The sequence below is a fragment of the Ensifer adhaerens genome (genome assembly GCF_000697965.2).
Lineage (GTDB): Bacteria > Pseudomonadota > Alphaproteobacteria > Rhizobiales > Rhizobiaceae > Ensifer > Ensifer adhaerens.
The window spans coordinates 2,521,496-2,546,316 of record NZ_CP015880.1; the positions used below are offsets into that span (position 1 = coordinate 2,521,496).

The window sequence follows — 24,821 nt, forward strand, 5'->3', positions numbered from 1 at the left end:
GACCTTGAATCAGTGGCGCCCGACCGTCGTCTTGACGCGCACACCGTGCGCCTTCTCACCTTCGGGCTCCACATGGATCGCGATCTTGGCACCGGGATGCACGTCCCGGATCGCATCCTCGATCCGGTCGCAGATGTCATGCGCCTCGCCGACCGGCATCAATTCCGGCACGACCATGTGGAAATCGACGAAGATCGCCGGACCGGCCTGACGGGTCTTCAGATCGTGCACGCCGAGCGAACCCGCGGCGTTGGCGGCGATCGCCTGTTTGATCGCGTCTTCTTCCTCACCCGAGACGGCCCGGTCCATCAGCCCGTCGATCGAGCGCGAGATCACCATCCAGCCCTGGTAAAGAATGTTGCAGGCGACAATGACGGCCAGCAGCGGATCAAGGATCGCGTAGCCGGTGGCGATCGCAAGCACGAGGCCGACGAGAACGCCGATCGAGGTGACGACGTCCGACAGGATGTGGTGGCCGTCGGCGCTGAGTGCCGGCGAGCGGTGCTTGCGGCCGGCGGTGATCAGCACATAGGCCCAGATGGCGTTGATGACGCCGGCGACGAAGTTGATCGCCAGGCCCAGAGCCGGTGCTTCCATCAACACTGGCGCCATCATTGCCGGCACCGCCTCCCAGACGATGAGCAGTGCCGCAACGACGATCAGAACGCCTTCGATAACGGCCGAGAAATACTCCGCCTTGTGGTGACCGAAGGGGTGCCCGGCGTCGGCCGGCTTGGAAGCATAGCCGATCATCAGATAGGCGATGACCGCCGCGATCACGTTGACGGTCGACTCCAGCCCGTCGGAGAGAAGCGCGATCGAGCCTGTCAGCCACCAGGCAAGCAGCTTCAGGCCGAGCACAGCGAGCGAGAGCGGTATGCCCCAGAAAGCAAGGCGGAGCACGGTGCGGTTTTCGGTTCCAGTCGTCATTGTCATTCCTCGTGCAGATGCAAACGAGTTGCAAACGCAAGCCCATTCAAACGCAAAACCGCCCGCGCGAATTTTCGCGCAGGCGGTCGATGGACAAGCATATGCTGGATTAAGCGGCGCTTGTCAAAGATTGGATCGGCCGGTTCCGGTTTCTCCGCAGGCAATCGCCTCGAAAGGCAGAGCACCGGCTTCGATCTCCGCATCACCGGCGGCCTTATCGCCCCTGCCGATGAAGAAGAATACCACGGCCGCAGTTGCGACAGTGATGCCGGTCAAAACCAGAAGCAGGACGCTGAACGCGTCGCCATAGGCCTGCAGCAGCGCGGCGTGCGATGTCTCAGGGGCAAGCTGCATCGCCGCGGGCAGATTGCCGGTGACGATGCGCTGCGCCATGGGAGCCGCAGTGGCGCCGGCTTCCGATCCGAGGTTCCAGGCCGTAAGCGCAGAGAGGATGGCGGTCACGATCGCCAGCGCAATGCCCTCCCCGGCCACGCGCGTGGTGCTGAAGATGCCCGTCGCCATCCCGGCGCGCTCCTTCGGCACGACACTGACCGCAAGCCCGTCCATCAGCCCCCAAGGCAAGCTGATGCCGAGACCGATCATCATCAGTGGTGCAAGCAGCGTGGCCGGCCCTGACCCCGCCGGAAACAGACTGAGCCAGAGGAGCCCGGCCGCCGATATCAGCAAGCCCACACCGCAGATAACCGCCGGCGTGAACCAGCGCGTCAGAAGGCCCGCCGCGATCGGCAGGATCAGAAGCGGCGCGGACATGGCGATCATCATCTGCCCGCCCGCGACGGCGCTCATGCCTTCGATACCGATGAAGCGGACCGGAAGCAGGATGAGCAGCACCACGAAGCCGTAGGCGGGGGCTGCCGCCAGCAATTGCACGCCGACAAAACGCGGATATCGAAACAGCGTCAGATCCAGCATCGGCCGCGCGACCGAACGCTCGATCCGCCAGAAGGCCAGGAAGAAGAACACCGATGCCGCGAGCATCGCGAGCACGAGCGGATGGCTCCAGCCGTTTTCCGGACCCTGCAGAATGCCGAAGGTGAGTGCGGTGAGCGCCGCCGTGAAACTTGCCGCTCCCTTCCAGTCGAGGCCAGCAGCGTCCGGATCGCGTGTTTCCCGCAGGAAGACCGCACCGAGTGCCAGAGACAGGCCGGCGAGCGCCACGACCAGGACGAAGATCGCCGGCCAGCCGAAGGCCTCGACCATCAGGCCGGAGGCGATCGGCCCAAAGGCAAGGCCGACACCGAAGCTGGCGCCGACCAGGCTGAAGGCCCGGAGCCGCTCGTTCTCGTCGAACTCCTGTGCGAGCGAAGCCATGCCGCCGGAAAAGGCGGCGGCTGCCCCAATACCCTGAAGCGCTCTCAGGGCATCGAACCATAGGATATCCCGAGCGAAGGCGAGCCCGGCCGAAAACAGCAGGAAGGCCGCAAGACCACCCAGGAACACGCGTTTGCGACCGAAACTGTCGGCAAGCGCACCGGCCGCCATCAGCGAACTGCCGAAGGTCAGCATGAAGGCGTTGGTGACCCAGTTGAGGGCAACTGGATCGGCGCCGAGGCTGCGACTGATCGACGGCAGCGCCACCGCCGGTCCGGTGAAGGTGAGCGGCATTGCCGCGGCGGCGCAACAGACCGCAAGAAGGACGAGCCGGCGCCCGCGCGGTTCTCGAATTTCGGTTCTCATTCCCCGTTCCATCCGTTCGAGCAAAGGGGATACCCGCGCAGGCCCGGTAGGACCTTGCGTCTTGAGGTCGACACTTGCCGGGTATCGATTGACGAATGCAGGATAGTTTCGACATAATTCGATGAGAACGGCATCAATGCTCCGATCATACCGGAACAAAACGCTCGAATGGAGGTAGCATGGATCGCTTGAGCGGCTTGACCGCCTTCGTCCGCACCGCCGACCTCGGCAGTTTCGTCGCCGCCGGTCGCGTGCTCGGCCTGTCCGCTTCCGCGGTCGGAAAGGCTGTTACCACTCTCGAACGAGAACTCGGCGTCCGCCTGCTGCAGCGCTCGACCCGTAGTATCCGCTTGACCGAGGAGGGACGCCTCTTTCACGAGCGCTGCCGCCGCATCCTCGATGATCTCGACGACGCCGAGGCGTCATTGGCGGACGCCGTGGCGACGCCGCGCGGTCGGCTGCGCGTCAGCGTGCCGATCGTCAGCTACCACCTGCTGTTGCCGGTGCTGCCGGAGTTCGTACGGCGTTATCCCGAAATCGAACTCGACCTCGACTTCAACGACCGCATCGTCGACCTGATCGACGAGGAAGTGGATGTCGCAATCCGCAGCGGCGTGCTGCCGGATTCACGACTGATGACGCGCGCGCTCAGGCCGTTCCAGCTTCTGCTCTGCGCTGCTCCGTCATACCTTCGAGAGCATGGCAGGCCCGAATGCCCCCGCGACCTCGAAGGACACCATGCGGTTCGTTTCCGCTTTCCCAACAGCCGCAAGCTGCAGGAATGGCCGATCACGCTGCCGCCTGAGGGAAAGGAGCCGCGCCTCAAGACCGTGCTCAACTGCAACAACATGGAAGCGCTCGGCGGCGCCGTGCTTAGCGGCCTCGGCATCGGCTGCCTGCCGGACTTTCTCGCCCGCCACCATCTTCGCGACGGCAGACTGCACACAGTGCTCGACGCCCATCTCGACGCGCCCGGACAGTTCCACCTGCTGTGGCCGTCGAACCGTCACCTCTCCCCCAAGGTCCGCGTCTTCGTCGATTTTCTGAGCGAGCGACTGTTTGCCGATCGCTGCGAGAATGTGCCGGCCATTCAGGCGGCACAGTAGGAACAGAAAGGGCCGCCTCCACGGTGGAAGCGGCACCTTGTCTTCGTCAACATCTGCTCCATCCCGGAATAGGGGATTGCCGGGCTAATCAGGCGGCCTTGATCTTGGCGCGCTTGGCGAGGTGCGCCACGACGTTCTCGATCATCCGCATGCCGGCGTCGCCGCCGAGCGTCATGATCGATTCCGGATGGAACTGCACCGCCGCCACCGGCTCCTTCGTGTGCTCGATGCCCATAATTGTGCCATCTTCGCTTTCGGCGGTGATCATGAACTCCGCGGGCAGGCTCGCCGGATCGGCAAAGATCGAATGGTAACGACCGACGGTCACTTCCTTGCCGAGGCCGGAGAAGACGATTCCGGGCTCCAGCACGCGGATGCGCGACGGCTTGCCGTGCATCGGGATCGCCAGTTGGCGGAGATCCCCGCCGTAGGCTTCGGCAAGCGCCTGCAGCCCGAGGCAGACACCGAAGATCGGCAGGTCGCGCGCCCGCGCCTTCTTGATCGTCGCCTTGCAGTCGAAATCCTTGGGATTGCCAGGTCCGGGCGAAAGCACGACGAGATCCGGCTTCACCCGATCGAAGATCTCTTCGGCCACCGGCGAGCGCACCGTCGTGACGGTCGCCCCCGTCTGGCGGAAATAGTTCGCAAGCGTATGGACGAAGCTGTCCTCGTGATCGACCAAGAGGATGTTGACGCCGGCGCCAACAGCGGCAACGTCGCGACCGGCCTTGCCGGCATTGGCGGATCTCGCATCGCGAATGGCAGCGATCATGGCGGCGGCCTTCAGTTCGGTTTCGGCTTCTTCTTCTTCCGGATTTGAATCGTAGAGCAGCGTCGCCCCTGCCCTCACCTCGGCGATACCGTCCTTGATGCGAATCGTGCGCAGCGTCAGGCCCGTGTTCATGTCGCCATTGAAGCCGACCATGCCGATCGCGCCACCATACCATGCGCGCGGGCTCTTCTCATGGCTTTCGATGAAGCGCATGGCCCAGAGCTTCGGCGCACCGGTGACGGTCACCGCCCAGGCGTGGCTGAGGAAGCCGTCGAAGGCGTCCATGTCGTCGCGCAAGCGTCCCTCAATATGGTCGACCGTATGGATCAGGCGCGAATACATCTCGATCTGGCGGCGGCCGATGACCTTGACCGAGCCCGGCACGCAGACCCGGCTCTTGTCGTTGCGGTCGACGTCCGAGCACATGGTGAGTTCGGATTCGTCCTTCTTGGAGTTCAACAGCTTCAGGATCTGCTCGCTGTCGGCGATCGGATCGTCGCCGCGCTTGATCGTGCCCGAGATCGGGCAGGTCTCGATGCGGCGGCCGGAAACACGCACGAACATTTCCGGCGATGCCCCGACGAGATATTCTTGGTTGCCGAGATTGATGAAGAAGGAATAGGGCGACGGATTGATCGCCTTCAGCCGGTTGGAAATCTCCGACGGCTTGCTCTCGCAACGCTCGAAGAATTTCTGGCCGGGCACCACTTCGAAAAGGTCGCCGCGGCGGAAGCTCTCCTTCGCCTTGACGACGAGTTCGGCATATTCGCCCGGGTGATGGTCGCCATGCGGCGGAATGCTGTCGACGGTCTTGAAGGGTTCGCTGGCGATCTCTTCCGCCTTGCCCTCGGTGGTCTTGCCGTCCTTAGCGAAATCGTAGCGGTCGATCCAGGCCTTGGCGGCATAGTGGTCGACGACGAGGATTTCATCCGGCAGGAACAGCACCATGTCGCGCTGGTCGTCGGGACGCTTCAGCTTCAGGTCGATCGCATCGAACTGGAAGGCGAGATCGTAGCCGAAGGCACCGTAGAGCCCGAGGCTCGCATCCTCGGCCGAATGGAAAAGATTGGTGACGGCGCGCAGCACGCTGAACACCGTCGGCATCTTCGAGCGCTCTTCTTCCGTGAAGACGCGATCCGGCGCGTTGATCGTCAGGTCGAGGCGACGGCTGGTCGAAGCGCCGAGCGTGATGTCGGCGACGGTCTTCAGATGCTCGGCGATGATCGCAAGCAGCACTTCGCCGCGGCCGTTATAGGCTTCAATCCAGAGCGAGCGGCCGAAGGAGGAGATGCCGAGCGGCGGGTCGACGACAGCCGTGTCCCAACGAGTGTAGCGGCCGGGATATTCGTAGTTGGAGGAGAACACTGCACCGCGGCGTTCGTCGAGCTTGTCCACATAGCTCGCGATCGCCTGGCCATAGGACGCTTCCCGCCGCCGGCGCGTCACCGTAATGCCGCCCTTGGTGGTGTAGCTCTCCGAGCCGTCCTCGAGAATTACCGTTGCCATTCGCCTCGCTCCGTAAAAGCCCGGTCCTTGAGCGGCCTGGATACAAAAAAGCCGCCTCGAAATCTCCGGGCGGCTTCATCTCTCAATCACGCATGACTGGTCAAGGCCGCTTCAGCGAGCCCACCACCAGATCGAAATGTTGCGTGCGTTTTCCATGGGCGAAAGTGTTAGCTCGGGTTGCGGACTTGCGCAAGCGGGAAAGCGGCGCGCATCGTCACGGTTGCGCCAAAAAAAGAGGCGGCCCCAAAGAGCCGCCCCGACTGGAATTGATCTGATCCTATCAGAACTTCGCCTTCGCCGTCACCAGGAAGGTGCGGCCGCGGCCGGTATCGATCGTGCTTCCGGCAATGGTGCTCGAAGACGGCGTATAGGTCTTGTCGAACAGGTTCGTGACCTGAGCCGTGACTTCAAAGCCGTTTTCGAACTTGTAGTTGGCGAAGAGATCGACGAGACCGTAGCCCGGAACGTTCGGCGGCGTACGATTGATTTCGCCGACAAACGCGTTCGAAACGGCGTAGAGGCGCGTACCGACCGTCAGGCGCTGGTCTTCGAGGAACCGGGCGCCAAGCGTTGCGCTGACAATGTTTTCAGGCAGGTAGCTCTGCACGCCGAAACCATTGATCTGCGACGGCAGATCGCTCTCGGTGTAGGTGTAGGCAAGGTCGCCGAAGACGTATCCGGCGTCATACGCCGCCTGCAACTCGAAACCCTGGACCGTCGAGATCCCGGGATTGTTGACGAAGAAGATCTGACGACCGCCGTTGAGCATCGCTGCGGTGATGTAGTTGTCGACGCGGTTATGGAAGTAGTTGGCCTTGACCCGCAGGCTGTCGCTGGGATCGAGCAGCCCGTCGAAGGCGAAGTTCGCACCGATTTCCCAGCCCTTGGAGGTCTCCGGCTCAAGAAATGGATTGGGGAAGAACGACTGGCCCGACGGTCCCGGATGTGTGCCGCCGGCGAAGGTCTCGTTGACCGTCGGCGAACGCGAGGTTTCCGCGTATGTAACGTATGGCTGGAACCACTCCGTCGGGTTGAGCGCGACCGTGATGCTCGGGTTGAGGCGACCTTCGGACTTATCGACGGTGTAAGGGCCGGCCGGCAGACCGATCGGGTTGCCGGCAACGACAGCGCCGGAGCCATCGAGGCTGAAGTGATCCCATCTCAGGCCTGCCGTCAGATCCAGCATGCCATAGGTGAAGGTCGTATTGCTGAAGACGCCGGTGGTGGCATTGGTGCCGCTGCCGTTGACGCCGGCCCCCGGCCGGGCCGTGCTGTTGATGACATCGTAGTCGTCGCGGAAATACTCGACGCCGTAGTTCGCCTTGACGGCAACGTCGCCAAGGTCGAACAGAGAGGTGTTCGAGATGTCAAAGCCCTTACCCGTGTCGGTGATGCGCCGACCGGCCGCCGTGCCGCCACCGCGAATGTCGGTGTCGTACTTCATCTTTAGCCGGTTCCAGTAGGCGTTCGCACGGAAATCGATGAGTTCGTTGTCCGGCGTGTAGGAATAGCTTGCAGAAACCGTCTGGTTCTTCACGTTCTGGAAGTAGGAGTTCGCGAAGAAGTCGTTGTCATAGGTGAGGCCGGTGAGCTTGAAGGTGTGATCCTTGTCCGGCGTCACTTCGAACTTCAACAGGCCCGACAGAAGGTCTTCCTCGGTGAAGGGTACCTCGACCCCGTTGCCGTTGTCATAGTTGCCGGGATCAGCCTTGCTGATGCCGCCGAGCACGGAGAAGACGTCATTGAAACGGTAAGCGCCGATCAGTGATTCCGACCAGCCGGCACCGTTTGTGCCGTACGTAGCCGAAGCAATGCCACCGTAGTTCTTGCCGTCCTGGATCAGGTCTTCGACATCATAGGTCCGGAAGTTGACCGAACCGGCCAGTGCACCGCCGCCAACCCCGGTCACGGCGCCGCGGGTCACATCGATTTCGGAAAGGAATGCCGGATCGAAATAGGCAAAACCCTGGGCTTCGTGGCCGGTGAAGCGGAAGTTCTGGCGCACGCCGTCGATCATCATGTTGACGCGGCCGGAACCCTCGAAACCGCGGATGTTGACCGCGACGCCCGGGTTTTGCGGGTTGTTCGCGGTCGAGGTGCCGGGAACGCTGCGCAACAGGTCGTCAGTCTCTTGCCCCGATTGCAGATCGATCTGGTCCGTCGTGACGACGCTGACGGGGCCGGGCTTGGCATAGGGGTCAGCGGTGCGCCCGCCCTTGGCAACGATCGGCGAGAGGTAAGTTTCGCCCTTCTTTGTCTCCTCGGCCTTCTCTTCCGACTTAGCCTGGGTTGTTGCGCTTTGCGCGAATGCGACGGTAGCGACTGAAATTGCAAGAGTTGTCGTGCAAGCCAAAAGAGCCAGGCGACGATGCCGGGTGAGCATGGACCAATCCTTTGATTTTCGGAGGCCGGGCTTGCTGTTGAGCGGCAAACTCAAGGGGCTGGCTGGGCGGTAGATTCTAGAGCGGCGCGACATGTCGTCGCCTCATTTAAGCCGCATAAAAAACATGAGTGTTCTTGTCAACATACAAAGGCAGTCCCCACAATTTATGGGGTCGTGCCAATTCGAGGCGTTGCTAAACTGCAACGCTTTTGCCGAAGGCCGGATGAAACCAGATCCGGTTCCGTGCGTTCCCTCCCTTCCAGGCCCCGCTGCGGGGGCAATGCGAAAGGACCCGGATGCGTCGCTCTTTTCCCTTGATCCTGCTGTCACTCCTGATCCTCACCGGCGCCAGCCTGCCGAAATCCGGACCGATCCCGCTAAAAAAGCCGCCGAGCGAGGCGGGAGAGAAAGAGGCTGCTCCCACACCCGAAGAGAAACCGGCGACGCCTACGGACGGTGGCAAGGCCGATCAGCCAGAGGTGCCGACTGGCGACGAACAGCCCGTGCCGCAGCCAAAGCCCAAGGACGGGAGTGAAGGAGCGGCGAAGGATCAAAAGCCGGCCACAGGCGAAAAGGACCAGCCCGTCGACGACAAGAAAGAGGAAAAGCCGGCACCGATCGTCTATCCGCCGGTCGAAGCAGAGGACGCCGCCGACTACGCAAAGTGTGTCGCCGACCTGAAGGCGATCGGAGCGACGTTTGTCGAAGCCAAACGCATCGACGACGGCAAGGGCTGCGGCATCGACAAGCCACTGGAGGTCACGAGCATCCTGCCCGCCGTCACACTCGCGCCTAAGGGGCTTATGCGGTGCGAAACGGCGCTGGCGCTTGCACGCTGGACCAAGGAGACCGCCCAGCCGGCCGCCGAAGTCGCCTTCGACAAGACCATCAAGATCAAGGCGCTGAACCAGGCATCGACCTATATCTGCCGCCTGCGCAACAATGCGACGACGGGCAAAATCTCCGAGCACGCCCACGGCAACGCCGTCGACATCGCGTCCTTCACGTTAAGCAACGGCGCGACGATCGCCATCCAGCCGCGCGACGAGGATGGCACCATGGACGGTGCCTTCCAGCGCGCGGTCACTGCGTCCGCCTGCCTCTACTTCAAGACTGTGCTCGACCCCGGCAGCGACGCCGCCCACGAAACCCACCTGCATCTCGACGTCATCGAGCGCCGCAACGACTACCGCTACTGCCGCTAGGAATGAGCCTCCTTGCGCTGGCGCTCGTCAGGCGTTGTCGTAGCCAAGGGCGACAAACTCGCCCTCGAAGCGACCGGCCAAGGTGTCGCCGTCGAGGAGGTCGGCAACGACCACGGCGCGCGCCCTGCCCCGACGTTCGAGCAATCGCAGAAAGCCCGGCCATTGCCCGGCATCCGCCAGCGACGAGCGTGCGGCGAAAGCGCCGGCGACCGGCTTCAGATAATCCATCCGGTTGCTCTGGATCACCAGGCGCGCCGCAACGCCGCTTTTGCGCATGCGCACATGCAGCAGCGACCAGGCCGACAGGATCGCGAGCGCCGAGGCGCTGCCGCCGAACACCGTGTCACGGTGGTTGATGTTGGGTGCAAGCGGCGCCGAGAGCAGCACATGATCGTCGCTCACCGCATCCGCGCGGACCTGCATCGCCGCTGACAGCGGGATGTGGTTATGAAGATAGGACTGGAGTTCCTCTGGCGTCATCGTGGCATCCCTGATGCGTTCCTGCGCGGATCAGTGCACGAGACCACATGTCCTGACCAGAGCAAGGCGCCTGCGTCCTGTCGTCTCCCGCAGGCCCCTCGTAGCCCAAAAGATACCGGGCTGCGCGCCTTGCAGGAGCCCGCCCCGGCTCCCAAATACGGCGCGAGGAAAATCCACCCGCTTTGCGCCTAATCTCAAGGAAATCTGTCATGGCATTGACGATGTACCAGCTCTCCATTCCCGCACTCGTTCGCGGCCTTGGTGTCCTCACCAAGCTGCTCGACAAGGCAGAGGCTTTCGCTGAGGAAAAGGGCATCCCCACGGATGATCTCGTCCACGCCCGGCTGGCGCCCGATATGCTGACGCTTGCCGGTCAGGTGCAGCGTGTCAGCGACACCAGCAAGGGCCTGGTCGGCCGGCTGACGTCGATCGAAGTGCCCCGGTTCCCGGACGAGGAAAAGACGTTTGACGAACTGCGCCAGCGCATCGCCAAGTCCGTCGCCTTCCTTGAAACGGTGCGCCCTGTCGATCTCGAAGACAGCGACAGTCGCGAAGTCGTGCTGAATTTCCCGAACCTGAAGGTGACGCTCACGGGTGAGGAATACCTGCTAAAATTCGTGCTGCCGAACTTCTACTTCCACCTGACGACCGCCTACGACATCCTGCGCCACAAGGGCGTGCCGCTCGGCAAGGCAGACTTCCTCAGCCTCACCGCCTGATTCCGCCGCGGGAGACCCCCGGACACAAGAATGCCGCGCATCCACCCGGATGCGCGGCATTGTTTTTCAGGCAGGCAGGAAGCGCCTAGAACAGCCCTTCGATGTAGCCCTGATCATTGAGGAAGATCTTTTCCGACGAAGGCACCTTCGGCAGGCCGGGCATCGTCATGATCTCGCCGGTGATCACCACGATGAAGCCGGCGCCGGCGGCCAGCCGCACTTCACGGATCGGCACAGCATGGCCTGTCGGCGCACCGCGCAGGTTCGGATCGGTCGAGAAGGAATACTGCGTCTTTGCCATGCAGATCGGCAGATGGCCGTAACCCTGATCTTCCCAGCTGCGCAGCTGGTCGCGCACCGACTTGTCGGCAATCACCTCGCTCGCATGGTAGATGTCCTTGGCGATCGTCTCGATCTTGTGGAAGAGCGACATGTCGTCGGGGTAAAGCGGCGAGAACTGCGAGTGTCCGCCCTCGGCAAGTGCCGCCACCTTCATCGCCAGCTCCTCGATGCCGGCGGAGCCCTCGGCCCAATGGCGGCAGAGCACCGCTTCGGCGCCAAGCGTCGCCACATAATCCTTGATAGCCTGCACTTCGGCCTCGGTATCGGAGGTGAAGTGGTTGATCGCGACGATGACGGGTACGCCGAACTTCTTGACGTTCTGCACATGCCGGCCAAGGTTGGCGCAGCCCTTGCGCAGCGCCTCCAGATTTTCCTTCCCGAGGTCGTCCTTCTTGACGCCGCCGTTCATCTTGATCGCGCGGACGGTCGCGACCAGCACCGCGGCATCCGGCTTCAGCCCGGCCTTGCGGCACTTGATGTCGAAGAATTTTTCCGCGCCGAGATCGGCGCCGAAGCCGGCTTCGGTCACCACATAGTCGGCAAGCTTCAGTGCCGTCGTCGTCGCAATCACCGAGTTGCAGCCATGGGCGATGTTGGCAAAGGGGCCGCCATGGACGAAGGCGGGGTTGTTTTCGAGGGTCTGCACCAGGTTTGGCTGAATAGCATCCTTGAGCAGCACCGCCATCGCCCCATCGGCCTTGATGTCGCGCGCAAAGACCGGGCTCTTGTCACGGCGGTAGCCGATGATGATGTTGCCAAGCCGCTGCTCGAGATCCCTAAGATCCGCCGAAAGGCAGAGGATCGCCATGACTTCGGAGGCAACGGTGATGTCGAAGCCGGTCTCGCGTGGATAACCGTTGGCGATCCCGCCGAGCGAGCCGACGATGTTGCGCAGTGCGCGGTCGTTCATGTCCATCACCCGCCGCCACGAAATACGACGGACGTCTATGTTCTGCTCGTTGCCCCAGTAGATGTGATTGTCGAGCAGCGCCGCCAGCAGGTTGTGCGCCGAGGTGATCGCGTGGAAATCGCCGGTGAAGTGGAGGTTCATGTCCTCCATCGGCACAACCTGCGCATAACCGCCGCCGGCAGCACCGCCCTTGACGCCGAAGCAGGGCCCGAGGGACGCCTCGCGGATGCAGATGATCGCCTTCTTGCCGATGCGGTTCAGCCCATCGCCGAGGCCCACGGTCGTTGTCGTCTTGCCTTCGCCTGCCGGCGTCGGGTTGATCGCCGTCACCAGGATCAGATGGCCGTTCTTCTTCCCGCGCTGGCGGGCGATGAAATCGGCGCTGATCTTCGCCTTGTCATGGCCGTAGGGCAACAGGTCCTCCGGCGGTATGCCGAGTGCGGCCCCGATCTCCAGGATCGGCTTTTTCTTCGCCGCGCGCGCAATCTCGATATCGGACTTGACCTCCGCCATGACAGTTCCCTCCCCAGGGTCTCGTTTTTACCCGCGCCTTTCAAGGCGCAGTTCATGATACCGGAGCGGGATGAGGAAACGCGTCTGCGGTTTTCGACCCGCGTCCCGCTTGAACTCAAGTAATCGGCAGCGCCCGGATACTCGGGCGCCACCTTACCGTTCGGTCTTAGCGCGCGAGGATGTCGCGCATCTCGACGATGTTGGAGCGGACGCGCAGCGTATAGAAGCCCATCGTCGCCAGATGCGTCGGCATGATCCAGCCGGCTTCCTCGCCATTGGAGATGATCCATGGCTGGATGCGGAGTGCTGCCCGCAGTTGCTTGATCGTTTCCGTCCAGATCGGCAACAGGCCGCGCTGGGCGACGACGTTGTCGAAGTCGGCACCGGCGGCCGAAAGGATGCCGTAGTAGCCGTAGAGCTGGCCATAGGCGAACCAGAAGCGGTCATCCGCACGCGTGTCGAACCAGCCGCCATTGTGGTTTTCCGAGCGCTCGCGCAGGATCGCCGAGGTGTTGCCGAGGTCGTTGGCGACACGGTCGAGGAACTCGACGAGGTTATCGGAGCGGCCGTCGAAAATCGCCTCACACTTGCTGAGCGAGGTGTTGAAAGACCTCAGATCCTTCATCGCCGCGCGATAGAAGCTCGGCGTCGGAGTTTTCGGACCGAACGGGTTGATCCCGAAGTACCAGGTCTCTTCATCGAACTGCATGTTGCCGCGCGCGCTCTGCAGGGCGTTGTTGATGCCCGAGGTGCCGCGCATGCGACCGAGCGAGTCGACGAGCTCCACGGAAGTACGGCGGATCGCCTGGTTGACCCCGCGCTGGAACGACGCCTTGTTGTCGAGCCAGGGCGTGTCGTCCCAGTCGAGCCCGAAGAGACCGACCTTGTAGAGCAGCATCGACGAGATCCAGGCATTCTCGTTGACATTGAAATCGATGAGGTCGGCGGTGACATCGACGATCGCCGACGTCTGGCACACGGTGCCGGCCGGCAGTTGAACGGCCGCGAGCGCCTCCGGCGTCGATTCCATCGGCTGCGTTGCGACACCCGCAAGGTTGTTGGCAGTGCCGCCGGTCGTCGACTGTCCCGTCGACGTCGCACCGGGGCCGCTCATCGGCGAGCCGGCGGGCACCTTGCGCTCTGCCAGCTTGTACTGGTCGATGTAGTCTTCGTTGAAGTTCGTCCAGGCCTGGGTCTGCCAGATGAAGTAGCCGTAGAACAGGACCAGACCGATGAGGATGAGGCCGATCGGCCCCTTGAGCAGCCAGCTGCGCTGCCGGTACCAGTTGCCCGCCGCCACGAAGGGCCAAAGCAGCCAGGCAACGACGAGCCCGATGCCGCGCCCGATCGCGGTGAAGACACGCTGGAAAAACGCAACGATCGGATCGAACATGTCCTATTCCTCTCTGAGCCCATAGAGCTTGTGGCGGAAGGCCGCCTTGTCTTTCAGATATGTGCCGGTCAGCGTCGCCACAACATACTCCTTGAAGGTTTCGCTATAACGCTCGTAGGCGTCGTAGAAACCTTGCTTGTCGAAGACGAAGCGCGAGACGAAATCGCGGGGCACGAGCTGGGATATCAACCGGTTGACCAGCCACTGGTCCGGATGGGTGGGTGCTGCGCGCACCAACATGAAGCGATTTGCCGGCGCCACGTCCTGCATCCTGATCGTGCCGGTGGCAGCGACCGTGCGGATCATCTCCTGCAGGAACGGATAGGCGCCGTCTTTCGCGACCGCGGCGGCATATCGGTGCATCCAGGTCTGCAGCCAGATCCGGTCGGCATTGGCAAGATCGGCCGTCGGGTCGCTCTCGTTGATCAGCCCGCGCACCACCATGTCTGCGCGGTGCTGATAGAGCCCGGAATCCTCGACCCAGGAGGCCTGCGGCAGTTGCAGCCGCTTGGTCGAGGCGAGGAAATCGTAGATCCGGGCGTGATCGTTTATGGCGATATAGCTCACCTGCCAGGGCCGCGAGCGGCGGAAGCCTGGCACCGAGGGGTCGCAGATGACTGTCGTCGTCTTGTCGTCGAGAAAGACATAGACGCCGCCGAAATGATTGGCCCAGAAGGCTTCGTGATGGAAGACGAGCTGATCCGGCACCAGTGCGTTCTGGCGGATATCGCCGGTCTGCTTGGCAAGCTCGACCATGCGCGTCAGCATCTCGTCGTCGGCCCAGGCCGTCGGCACCTTCTTCAAGCGGTCGACGAGACCACGCAGTTCGGCCGCCTTGCCGAGCATGTCCTCGGCCGAAAGCACCCGGAACCGCACCTCGTTGATCGACAAGAGATCGTCGATGTCGTTTACGACCGAGACCGAATCCTCGATCTCGCCATAGAGCGCATCCTTGATGGTAATCGCGTTGATCGCACGGCTGTTGGCGTTGAAGAACTCGTGCATCAGCGCGGCCGTGTTGGAAAAGCTCGTATGCACGACCGGCAGCTCCGCCTGCTCCGGCGTCATGATGATGAAGCGGCGGTTGACCCGGTTCGGATCGAGGTAGTCCCGATCCCCCAGTTCCTCGGCGATCTCGGGCGAAAAGCCGGTCATGTCGATGCTGAACTGGGTCAGCGCCGTCGATCGCAGGCCAAACCCTTCGAGCGCCTTGTTGTAGCGCGCGATCAGATGCGGCTCGGAGATATCGAGCAGCCGTCCATAGATGAGTTCCGCTTCAAGCAGGCGTTTCATCGGTCTGTTTTTCCTAGCATCACCCCTGCCACCGGCCGTCGCGTTTCATCGCCTCGATCTCGCGGATCGCCTTTTCGCGCTGGCGCTCGCGGCGGATGATGTCGGTGACGGCGGCATCGTCCGACTTGTCGGTGTAGCGGAATTCGCTGTCGGCGTAGCGGTTGATCTCCTGCAGCACCATGTCGATGGTGATCGGACCCCGCAGCGCCTCGATCATCGCTTTCTTCTCGTCATAGCCCTTGTGCATGAAGGAGCCGGCGTCCTTGAACCAGTCATCCGGCAGTTCCACGTCCATTGCTCTCAGCTTGATCGCGTCGGTGATGTTCTTGATCGCCCGACCGGTAAAGCGCGGCTCGGCCTCCTTGATCATGTGCAGATAGGCGCCGACATCGGCCAGCGAGGCGATCGCGCCCTTCTCCTTCTCGTAACGCTCCCAGACAGCGACGAGGCCATCTTCCTTCGGCCGCGCGTGCTCAGCATAGGACTGAGCAACCGCGCGTTTGATCTCCTGCCCCTCGAAAAGCTGGTGCTCGCCAAGCGGGATCTTGTGGTTCTTGCCGACGAGCAGCGCGAAGATGTCGATGTAGTCGTCTTCGGTCTGCGGCCCATCGACCAGCCAGCGGGCGCCAGCGCGCTGGCGCAGCGCATCGTCGACATTCTCCGGGTAGTTGGAGAACATGCCGAAGGTGCAGTTGCCGCGCACCACGGTAGAGGCGCCGGCAAAGCTCTCCATCAACACCGCCGTCACCTCGTGCTGGCCGGCAGAGGCTCGATCGTCGGAGCGCTTCGCCGCCACCTGGTCGACATCGTCGATCGTGCCGAAACCGATCGCCCGCGGATTGATGACGTTGTTGACGAACTCCTTGCAGTTTTGCCCGGACTTGCCCTGATAGGAGGAGATCTGGTCGACGCCGAAGTTCTCGTAGTGGAAGGCGTAGCCGGCGATCTCGCAATAATCGTTGAGCATGCCGGCCAGCATCTGGATCAGGATCGTCTTGCCGGTGCCCGGCATGCCGTCGCCGATGAAGGTGAAGAGGAAGCCGCCGAGCTCGACGAACGGGTTCATCTGCCGGTCGAAGTCGTAGGCCATCAGCATCTTGGCAAGCTTCAGCGCCTGATACTTGGCGATGTGGTTGCCGATGATCTCCTCGGGCTTCTTGAAGGTCATGACCAGCGGCTTGCGCTTCTGGCCGGGTGCGACGTCCAAACCGTTCAGCGTAAAATCGTCCTGGTCGAGCCGGATATGCACGGTCTCGAAGCTCTGCAGCCCGGTAAAGCGCGCCTTGCGGGCAATCAGCCCTTCAATCGCCACCCGCGAGAAGGCCCGCGCCCGGGCGGTCAGCGCCAGATCATCGGGGGCCCCGGCAAGACCGCGATCGAGCGCCGAAATCAGGCTCTTCAGCGCGTCCTGCGGCGTGTCGAACAGGAAGTCGGGCTCGACAGCATCGTCGACCGGCTCGCCCTCGCCCGCCAGGGTCGCGCCGAGATAGGCAGCGAGTGTGAAGGCCGCGACGTAAGCCGAAGCCGACAGCAGCGCCTTGAACTGGTTCGCCTCCTCTCCGCCAAGCGGCGAGGTGGCGTTCTTCGCCTGCAGCTGTTCGAGGCTCGTCTGGCGGGCAAAGACATCGGCAACGGCCAGCGCCACCTGGATGCCGCGGCGCGTCCGGTAGAGCACGGCGTGCTGGGCCGGAGAGAACATCGGGTCGCCCTGGCGCACCGCCTGGATCGTCTTCGTCAGCTCCACCTCGCGCGTGCGCCGCTGGCCGCCAGTCGAAACTGTCGACACGAAGCGCCGGCCGGTGCCGGCAAGCGACGTTCCGGCGGCGGCATCTTCCCGCTCCAGGATGATGAGCTTCGTCACCAACCCTTGCGCCACCGCCTGGTGCTTGGCGATGTCGTCCTCGTGCAGCGTCGTCAGCCCCGTATTGAGTGTCATCGTCAAACCTCGCTCACGACCTGGTTGCCCGAAATGACATGCACCTTGTAGTCGCCGAACACCTGTTCCGCCTCGCCGGCGGCATAGAGCGCCTGGTAGGCGTCGTGCGGCACCAGCGCGTGCTTCTCGTAGGAAGAAACCCCCATGCGCGTCGCTTCCAGATTGGCGGTGTCGATGTGGAATTCTTCCTGCGCCGGGGTCGACGACCAGAAGCCGCGCTTGGCCGGCCGCTCCGATTTCGAGAAGACCTCCTGCACCGTCCAGGTCAGGAGCCAGGCGTTCTCGGTCTTGCGTACCTTCGAGAGGATGTCGTTGATGCGCGCATTGTTCTCGGTGATCCCGGCCGAGTAGAACGGCCCGAGCACGATGCGACGCAACTGCTTCGGATGCAGCTCGTCAAAATCCTTGTCGAGATTGGTGGCGATCGTCACCGGTGTCAGCGAATAGCTGCTGTTCTTGGACGCAAAATCGTCAAAGCGGCTGGCAAGCTCCGGATTGAGCAGGCCGCCAACCGGCAGAGGAATTTCCACCTGCGGGTTGAGCTTGCCATCAGCGGTCACCAGCATGTCGACGATCTTTTCCGAGGAATCCTCGATCGTCGCCATGTAGACCATCGGCAGAGTATTGGCCCCGTCGAAGGCGCCCCAGCTCACGATATAATAGGGCCGCATCGTCTTGGAATTGACGGCGACACGGATGGTCTCCGGCAGGATGAAGGGCGAAAAGATCTCGCCCTTGCCGATCTGCTCCAGATAGAGCCGCTCGGCCATGCGCGTCTGCAGCGCTTCCGGAAACGCCTTCTGCCTCAAGATGAAGTCGACCATCTCGTCGCGCAGCGCATCGGCCGATGGAATATCGGCCAGGCGCTTCGTCGCCGTCTGGCGATCGTTCTCCAGTTCCAGCACGTTCTGAAAGACCGGAAAGCCGCTTTCGGCGCGCGAAATCCGGAACTGGTCGACGAAGCCGATCCGGTTCTCCCAGCAGTCGATCGAGGCCTTCAACCGACCAAGATAGGGAACGATCACTTCACCGACGACGGTGTTGCGATAGAGCGGCGAGTTGCGGTCGCCGAGAAAGAGCTCAAGCCCGGCGAGTGCCGCGTGGATCGACGCGAAATACTGTGCGACAGCGGATGAAGCCGCGACCTTCATGCAAATCCCCGTGGCGCGTGCCGAAAGGCAAACTCGGTTCGGATCATGCGCCGCCCGTTCACTGCTTCACGTAATTGGCAGTGTTGTGCTTGTCCATGACAGCCTGGAAGCGGCGGGCAAAGGCATCGTCTGCCAGCTTCTTGCGGCGCTGGATATCCTGCGTTGAAAGCATGTTCTTTTCATGCATTTCCAGGAGATCGCCGATGTGGCGTTGCGCTGCGGCACCGATGCCGGCCATCGTCTCCTCGGCGGCCGTATCGACCTGGCTGCCGAGCGTGTTGATCTTGTGGGCGACGTCCTGCTGGGCGGCGGTCTTCAGCGAATCTTCCAGCGCCTTGTAGAGCACGATGCGCTGCTCGGTATCGATCGTCAGCTTGTTGATCAGCGTGTTCTGCGCGGCGATCTGGTTGTTGAGCGAATCGACGAAGGTCTGGAACATCGAGGTATAGCGCTCGAGCGTCTGGCTCTCGGCCAGCAGTTCCTGTTCCTTGGCCTGCTTCTCATTATATTCGGTCGCAAGCGCGGAGCGCTCGCCTTCGAGCTCGGTGCGCACCTTCTGCTCGATCGAGGCGGCGATGCGGTTTTCGATGTCGAGCAGCAGCGGGTTCAGTTCCTCGATGCGCTTCTGCACCGCTTCGAGGTTCGCCATCGTGCCCTTGCGGCGCTCGATCACCTGGATCAGGCTCTGCTCCGAAGTCTTGTAGCGCTGGTCGAGGATCGACTTCTGTTCCTTGAGGATGCCGACGATCATGTCGGACTTGGAAAGCAGTTCCTGCAGGTTGCCGGCAAGCGACATGTTGCGCACGCGGTCGGTGCGCATGCGCTGCATCTTCTGCTTGGAGAAGATGCCGATGAACTTCTCGTAGCCCGTATAGTTCTTCATGCTCTCGAATTCGGAGCCGAAGACATTGGTCGCGTCTTCGAGGCCGATGATCAGGTCGGCGATGTTGGCTTCCATCACCTTTTGCTGGTTGATCACGTCCTGGATGCGGGCATTCTCGATGTCGAAATTGACGTCGCCAAGCTTGGTTTCGGCCTTGGCGAACTGTTCGAGCACGACACCTGATTGTTCGAGCTTGCCGCGCATCTGCTCGACCACGCCCTTCGTCTTTTCGATCTCCGCGTCAAAATTCTGAAGAGTCGCCATGTCCTGCCCCTCGGTCCACCGCGGCGATATCCGCCAGCCCGGCTGAATTATTCAGCCTTCGATTGCAGTTATATAAAGGGTGTTTACCGAAAGAGAACAAGCCTTTCCCGGCAGCTTTTTGATCAGCCACCACAGCGAAGTGCTTGAGATATCGACGGCATTGCCGCGCGCAGGTCCAGGAAAGATGGGAAACGGCTTTCCGTCCGGGGTTTGCGTCGTCCCTATTTGGCAGCCGGCGACGCCTTCAAATAGGCAATCACGTCGGCGATGTCCTGCGGCTTCTTCAGACCGGCAAAAGCCATCTTGGTGGCACCGACCATTGCCTTGGGGCTCAGCAGGTATTCGCTCAACGTCGCCTCGTCCCAGACGCGACCCTCAGCGCCAAAGGCCTTCATTGCATCGGAGTAGTTGTAGTCGGCGACGGATGCGGCCGGACGTCCGACGACACCCATGAGGCTTGGGCCGACGCGGTTTGTCGGCTCGCTTGCCGTGTGACAGGCCGCGCATTTGCGAAAGACGGCAGCGCCAGCCGTAGCGTCGCCGCCGGCATGGGCGACCGTTACGCCAAGACAGAGTGTGCCAAGACAGAGCGTGATGGAAAGGCTGGTGACGAGACGCAACATCTAAGACCCCTGGCGTGCGATAGAGCGGAGAATGACATCGCGCGCGTGGCGGTTTCAAGCCGCCACGACGCCGCACTCACTCGCAGCGCATCAGGTCGTCCCAATGGCGCCGGCAATAGGAGACATATTTCTCGTTGCCGCCAACCTCGACCTGGGCGCCCTCGCGCGCGACCTTGCCCTCACCGTCCAGGCGCACGACCATCGTCGCCTTGCGGCCGCAATGGCAGATGGTGCGCACTTCGCGCAGCTCGTCGGCAATCGCCAGCAGCGCCATCGAGCCCGGAAACAGCTTGCCCTGGAAATCCGTACGCAGACCATAGGCCATGACCGGAATGCCGATGCGGTCGGCGACGCGGGCGAGCTGCCAGACCTGCCCCTCATTGAGGAACTGCGCCTCGTCGACGAAGATGCAGGCGATCTCGCCTTCGCCATCCGAGTGCAACCGATCGATCAGCCCATAGAGATCGTCGTCGCCGTGAAAGGGAATGGCGTCCGCACCAAGACCAATGCGGGAGGAAATGCGGCCGACGCCGCCCCGGTCGTCATGGGCGGCGATCAGCATCACCACGCGCATGCCGCGCTCCTGGTAGTTGTAGGAGGCTTGCAGGAGCATCGTGCTCTTGCCCGCATTCATCGTCGCATAGCTGAAATAGAGTTTGGCCATAGTCACCGCGTCCGGTTTTTCCGTTTTTTGGGTAATGACGAGGCTTGGCCGGGAAGGCCAGAGCCCGTTTGCAGCACCCACAGTTTTTCGGCGGACTAGACTATTTCGTGGACATTGCGACATCGAGCGTCGCATCGTGCACCCCGCCAGCATATTGACGCAATACACTTCCTCCGACATCAAAGCGCTTGAATTCGCTATCCAATGGTGTTTGGCTAAAACAATAATCGAGGCAGGGGAACGACAACGATGAAAAAACGACTCTCTCTCAAACTGATACTGGCAGGCGCCGTTTCGGTCGTCGCCATCACCGCTCAGCAGGCTGCAGCTGCCGAGCCGGAAAGCTGTGGCACCGTCCGTTTCTCCGACGTCGGATGGACGGATATCACCGCGACCACTGCCACCGTTTCCACCGTTCTAAAGGGCCTCGGCTACCAGACCGACATCAAGGTTCTCTCGGTTCCGGTCACCTACACCTCGCTCAAGAACAAGGACATCGACGTCTTCCTCGGCAACTGGATGCCGACCCAGGAAAACGATGTTCGTCCCTTCCTCGACGACAAGTCGGTCGAATCCTTCGGGCCGAACCTGGTCGGTGCCAAGTACACGCTGGCGACCAACGCCAAGGGCGCCGAGCTCGGCATCAAGGACTTCAAGGATATCGCCACCAAGAAGACCGAACTCGACGGCAAGATCTACGGCATCGAGCCGGGTAATGACGGCAACCGCTTGATCATCGACATGGTCGACAAGGATACCTTCGGCCTCAAGGGCTTCGAAGTGGTCGAATCCTCCGAGCAGGGCATGCTGGCGCAGGTCGCCCGTGCCGAAAAGGACGGCGCGCCGGTTGTCTTCCTCGGCTGGGAACCGCATCCGATGAACGCCAACTTCAAGCTGACCTATCTTTCGGGTGGCGACGACATCTTCGGCGCCAATTTCGGCGGCGCGGAAGTCTTCACCAATGTGCGCGCCGGCTACACCACCGAGTGCCCCAACGTCGGCAAGCTTTTGACCAACCTCAAGTTCTCGCTCCAGATGGAAAACGAGATCATGGGCAAGATCCTGAACGACGGCCAGGAGCCGGACAAGGCGGCCGAGGAATGGCTGAAGGCCAACCCGACTGCCGTCGATCCGTGGCTCGCCGGCGTGACCGCCAAGGATGGCGGCGACGGCTTGGCCGCAGTCAAGGCCGCGCTCGGCCTCTGATCGGCATCAAGGCGGGGAATGACCCCGCCTTTTTTCACCGCGTCATGCGCTCCTTTTTGACCTGACGAGACGGATTACCTTCGTGGAATATCTGACCGATAACCGCATCCCCATCGGCGGCTGGGCCAAGGCATTCGTCGACTGGCTGACGACGAATTTCGATTTCTTCTTCGACCAGCTCGCCCGCTTCCTTCAGGCCGTCGCCGACTCGCTGCTCTGGGTGCTTTATGCCCCGCACCCGCTGATCGTCGTCGCCGTCATCACCGGGCTCGCCTGGTGGTTCCGCCGTTCGATCGGCATAACGCTGTTCACCGGCCTGGGCCTGCTCCTGATCATCAACCAGGGCTACTGGAAGGAAACGACGGAAACCCTGGCGCTTGTGCTCGCTGCCACCGCCGTGAGCATGGCCGTCGGCGTGCCGCTCGGCATCGCAGCCGCCCGTCGCCCATGGGTCTACGCCGTCATGCGGCCGATCCTCGACCTGATGCAGACGATCCCGACCTTCGTTTATCTGATCCCGGCGCTGATCCTCTTCGGCCTCGGCATGGTTCCGGGTCTGATCGCGACCGTGATCTTCGCCATTCCCGCACCGATCCGGCTGACGCGCCTCGGCATCATCTCGACGCCGCCGTCGCTGGTGGAAGCCGCACAGGCCTTCGGCGCGACGCCCGGCCAGGTATTGCGCAAGGTGGAGCTGCCCTTTGCCATGCCGCAGATCATGGCTGGCCTCACCCAGACCATCATGCTGTCGCTGTCGATGGTGGTTATCGCCGCGCTCGTCGGCGCCAGCGGCCTCGGCGTTCCGGTCGTGAGAGCCTTGAACACGGTCAACATCGCCAAGGGCTTCGAAGCTGGCCTTTGCATCGTCATCCTGGCGATCATTCTCGACCGCCTTTTCCGCTCGTCCGACGAAGGAGAAGGCGCATGACCAACGCCGTCGTTTTCAAGAATGTCGACATCATCTTCGGCAACAACCCTCAAGTCGCGCTGCAGATGGTCGACCAGGGCAAGACCCGCGACGAGATCGGCGCCGAAACCGGCCTCGTGCTCGGCGTCGCCGGCGCCTCGCTCGAAATCACCGAGGGCGAGATCCTCGTGCTGATGGGGCTTTCGGGCTCCGGCAAGTCGACGCTGCTTCGCGCGGTCAACGGCCTTGCCCCGGTCGTGCGGGGCGACGTCGAGGTGAAGACCGCAAATGGTGCGCTCAATCCCTATCGAACCAATCCGAAGTCGCTGCGCGACTTCCGCATGCACACGGTCTCGATGGTGTTTCAGCAGTTCGCGCTTCTGCCCTGGCGCACCGTCGCCGACAATGTCGGCTTCGGGCTTGAGCTTGCCGGCATGCCGGACGCCGAACGCAAGGCGCGCGTCGGCGAACAGCTCGAACTCGTCAATCTCTCGAAATGGGCGGGTCGCAAGGTCAACGAGCTTTCGGGCGGCATGCAGCAGCGCGTCGGGCTTGCCCGCGCCTTTGCGACCGGTGCACCGATCCTGTTGATGGACGAGCCGTTCTCGGCCCTCGACCCCTTGATCCGCACCCGCCTGCAGGACGAGTTGCTGGAGTTCCAGCGGCGGCTGAAGAAGACCATCATCTTCGTCAGCCACGATCTCGACGAGGCCTTCCGCATCGGCAACCGCATCGCCATCATGGAGGGCGGGCGCATCATCCAGTGCGGCACGCCTCAAGATATCGTCAAGAACCCGGCCAACCAGTATGTCGCCGATTTCGTCCAGCACATGAACCCGATCACCATGCTGACGGCGAAGGACGTGATGCAGACCGGCGTCCAGCGCGGAGTGACTGTTGCCGGCGTGACCGCGACGGCCAAGCCCACGACACCGCTCGTCGACATCCTCGACGCCATGTCCCGCCAGCCGGGCAGCATCGGTGTCGTCGACAACGGTTCCGTGGTCGGTACGATCGACGCCCAGGATATCGTCCAGGGACTGACGCGCCACCGCAACAAAAGTTGACGAAGCCGCTCAACAAGCCAATAAAAGCCCGGAGCGTCGTTCCGGGCTTTTTTCGTCCCGGCGACGACCGCATGGCAGGAAAAGGGAAAGACCATGAGCGACAAGCCGAACGTTCTGCGCGACACCGATAACGAAGCCCGCACGCTGGCCCGCACGCTTCTGCGGGGCGCGCGCAGCGCATCGCTTGCGGCGATCGAGCCGGAGAGCGGCGGCTTCCCCTTCGTCAGCCGCGTGCTCGTCGGCATGGATGTCGACGGGGTGCCTGTCATCCTGATCTCGAAACTGTCGACACACACGCAGGCGCTGCTGGCCGACGCCAGGGCCTCGCTCCTGACCGGCGAGCCTGGCAAGGGCGACCCGCTCGCCCATCCTCGCCTGACCGTGCAATGCACCGCCGAACAGGTTGCGCGCGACAGCGAAGCACATACCCGCATCCGCGAGCGATTCGTCCGCCGCCACCCCAAGTCGAAACTCTACGTCGATTTTCCCGATTTCGGCTTCTTCCGGCTGTCGCCGCTGCGTGCCAGTCTCAACGGCGGCTTCGGCCGCGCCTATGTTTTGACCGCCGAAGACCTTCTGATCGACACGCCTGCCATCGCCTCGCTCGCCGCGATGGAGGCGAACGCGATCGATCACATGAATACGGATCATTCTGACGCAGTTCAGCGCTATGCGGTGAAGCTCTGCAAGGCACCGGAAGGCAACTGGAAAGTCGTGGGTATCGACGCCGCGGGGCTCGATCTTGCAGATGGCGATCAGCTAAAACGCCTTGAGTTCCCGACACCTATCGAAGATAGTTCCAATTTACGGGCAATTTTGCGTGAACTTAACGGTTAATCGCTGGAGAGCTACCCCCATTTCTTGCAGTAG

21 protein-coding genes are annotated in these 24,821 nt (G+C 62.3%); 7 read left to right on the forward strand and 14 right to left on the reverse strand.

Annotated elements, in window-relative coordinates:
• Window positions 1-9 precede the first annotated feature (9 nt).
• Window positions 10-930, reverse strand: coding sequence for a cation diffusion facilitator family transporter (locus tag FA04_RS12250; RefSeq protein WP_371273174.1), 921 nt, complete (start codon window positions 928-930; stop codon window positions 10-12).
• A 123-nt stretch (window positions 931-1,053) separates the two neighbouring features.
• Window positions 1,054-2,628 (reverse strand): MFS transporter, encoded by a 1,575-nt coding sequence (locus FA04_RS12255; protein ID WP_051659140.1) that lies wholly within the window; start codon window positions 2,626-2,628, stop codon window positions 1,054-1,056.
• A gap of 179 nt (window positions 2,629-2,807) precedes the next feature.
• On the opposite strand from FA04_RS12255, the gene FA04_RS12260 reads away from it, so the two are divergent.
• Window positions 2,808-3,734 carry a LysR family transcriptional regulator gene (locus FA04_RS12260; protein WP_034788874.1) on the forward strand — a complete coding sequence of 309 codons (927 nt, stop codon included), beginning with the start codon at window positions 2,808-2,810 and terminating at the stop codon, window positions 3,732-3,734.
• Window positions 3,735-3,822: 88 nt separating this feature from the next.
• On the opposite strand, the gene FA04_RS12265 is transcribed toward FA04_RS12260, so the two are convergent.
• The 3 genes from FA04_RS12265 to FA04_RS12270 form a co-directional block, all read right to left on the reverse strand.
• Complete coding sequence (locus tag FA04_RS12265; protein ID WP_034788877.1) at window positions 3,823-6,012, reverse strand: anthranilate synthase; 2,190 nt, start codon at window positions 6,010-6,012, stop codon at window positions 3,823-3,825.
• 111 nt (window positions 6,013-6,123) lie between these two features.
• The gene (gene trpLE, locus FA04_RS35795; RefSeq protein ID WP_178385070.1) at window positions 6,124-6,168 is read right to left on the reverse strand and encodes a trpE operon leader peptide TrpLE; all 45 of its coding nucleotides are present in this window, start codon (window positions 6,166-6,168) and stop codon (window positions 6,124-6,126) included.
• A 124-nt stretch (window positions 6,169-6,292) separates the two neighbouring features.
• Window positions 6,293-8,395: a TonB-dependent hemoglobin/transferrin/lactoferrin family receptor gene (locus FA04_RS12270; RefSeq protein ID WP_034788880.1), complete on the reverse strand. Its 2,103-nt coding sequence runs from the start codon at window positions 8,393-8,395 to the stop codon at window positions 6,293-6,295.
• A gap of 296 nt (window positions 8,396-8,691) precedes the next feature.
• On the opposite strand from FA04_RS12270, the gene FA04_RS12275 reads away from it, so the two are divergent.
• Window positions 8,692-9,600 (forward strand): extensin-like domain-containing protein, encoded by a 909-nt coding sequence (locus FA04_RS12275; protein ID WP_034788882.1) that lies wholly within the window; start codon window positions 8,692-8,694, stop codon window positions 9,598-9,600.
• Between the two features lie 27 nt (window positions 9,601-9,627).
• Here FA04_RS12275 and FA04_RS12280 read toward each other — a convergent pair whose 3' ends face one another.
• On the reverse strand, window positions 9,628-10,080 hold the full coding sequence (locus FA04_RS12280) for a thioesterase domain-containing protein (protein ID WP_034788886.1): 453 nt from the start codon (window positions 10,078-10,080) through the stop codon (window positions 9,628-9,630).
• Window positions 10,081-10,289: 209 nt separating this feature from the next.
• Here FA04_RS12280 and FA04_RS12285 point away from each other — a divergent pair, with 209 nt between their 5' ends.
• Entirely contained in the window at window positions 10,290-10,799 is a 510-nt protein-coding gene (locus tag FA04_RS12285; protein ID WP_034788889.1) for a DUF1993 domain-containing protein, read from the forward strand.
• Window positions 10,800-10,884: 85 nt separating this feature from the next.
• Here the strand turns inward: FA04_RS12285 and FA04_RS12290 are convergent, their stop codons facing one another.
• The 8 genes from FA04_RS12290 to FA04_RS12325 all read right to left on the reverse strand — a co-directional run bounded on the left by FA04_RS12290 (window position 10,885) and on the right by FA04_RS12325 (window position 20,771).
• Window positions 10,885-12,564 carry a formate--tetrahydrofolate ligase gene (locus FA04_RS12290; RefSeq protein ID WP_034788903.1) on the reverse strand — a complete coding sequence of 560 codons (1,680 nt, stop codon included), beginning with the start codon at window positions 12,562-12,564 and terminating at the stop codon, window positions 10,885-10,887.
• A 166-nt stretch (window positions 12,565-12,730) separates the two neighbouring features.
• Complete coding sequence (locus FA04_RS12295) at window positions 12,731-13,957, reverse strand: DUF2333 family protein (protein ID WP_034788906.1); 1,227 nt, start codon at window positions 13,955-13,957, stop codon at window positions 12,731-12,733.
• Window positions 13,958-13,960: 3 nt separating this feature from the next.
• Window positions 13,961-15,250, reverse strand: coding sequence for a DUF6638 family protein (locus FA04_RS12300; RefSeq protein WP_034788908.1), 1,290 nt, complete (start codon window positions 15,248-15,250; stop codon window positions 13,961-13,963).
• Between the two features lie 19 nt (window positions 15,251-15,269).
• Entirely contained in the window at window positions 15,270-17,186 is a 1,917-nt protein-coding gene (locus FA04_RS12305) for an AAA family ATPase (RefSeq protein ID WP_034788911.1), read from the reverse strand.
• Between the two features lie 2 nt (window positions 17,187-17,188).
• Window positions 17,189-18,337 (reverse strand): hypothetical protein, encoded by a 1,149-nt coding sequence (locus tag FA04_RS12310; protein WP_034788914.1) that lies wholly within the window; start codon window positions 18,335-18,337, stop codon window positions 17,189-17,191.
• A 58-nt stretch (window positions 18,338-18,395) separates the two neighbouring features.
• Window positions 18,396-19,484, reverse strand: a complete 1,089-nt coding sequence (locus tag FA04_RS12315; RefSeq protein ID WP_034788917.1) for a coiled-coil domain-containing protein — start codon at window positions 19,482-19,484, stop codon at window positions 18,396-18,398.
• Between the two features lie 221 nt (window positions 19,485-19,705).
• Window positions 19,706-20,107, reverse strand: coding sequence for a c-type cytochrome (locus tag FA04_RS12320; protein WP_034788920.1), 402 nt, complete (start codon window positions 20,105-20,107; stop codon window positions 19,706-19,708).
• A 76-nt stretch (window positions 20,108-20,183) separates the two neighbouring features.
• Window positions 20,184-20,771: a thymidine kinase gene (locus FA04_RS12325; protein WP_034788924.1), complete on the reverse strand. Its 588-nt coding sequence runs from the start codon at window positions 20,769-20,771 to the stop codon at window positions 20,184-20,186.
• 249 nt (window positions 20,772-21,020) lie between these two features.
• On the opposite strand from FA04_RS12325, the gene FA04_RS12330 reads away from it, so the two are divergent.
• The 4 genes from FA04_RS12330 to FA04_RS12345 all read left to right on the forward strand — a co-directional run bounded on the left by FA04_RS12330 (window position 21,021) and on the right by FA04_RS12345 (window position 24,788).
• The gene (locus FA04_RS12330; RefSeq protein ID WP_034788927.1) at window positions 21,021-21,977 is read left to right on the forward strand and encodes a choline ABC transporter substrate-binding protein; all 957 of its coding nucleotides are present in this window, start codon (window positions 21,021-21,023) and stop codon (window positions 21,975-21,977) included.
• Between the two features lie 82 nt (window positions 21,978-22,059).
• Window positions 22,060-22,905 (forward strand): choline ABC transporter permease subunit, encoded by an 846-nt coding sequence (gene choW, locus FA04_RS12335; protein WP_034788930.1) that lies wholly within the window; start codon window positions 22,060-22,062, stop codon window positions 22,903-22,905.
• Complete coding sequence (choV, locus tag FA04_RS12340; RefSeq protein WP_034788932.1) at window positions 22,902-23,951, forward strand: choline ABC transporter ATP-binding protein; 1,050 nt, start codon at window positions 22,902-22,904, stop codon at window positions 23,949-23,951. Before choW ends, choV begins: the two co-directional genes overlap by 4 nt.
• Before the next feature lie 93 nt (window positions 23,952-24,044).
• Window positions 24,045-24,788, forward strand: a complete 744-nt coding sequence (locus FA04_RS12345) for a HugZ family pyridoxamine 5'-phosphate oxidase (protein ID WP_034788934.1) — start codon at window positions 24,045-24,047, stop codon at window positions 24,786-24,788.
• Window positions 24,789-24,821 lie beyond the last annotated feature (33 nt).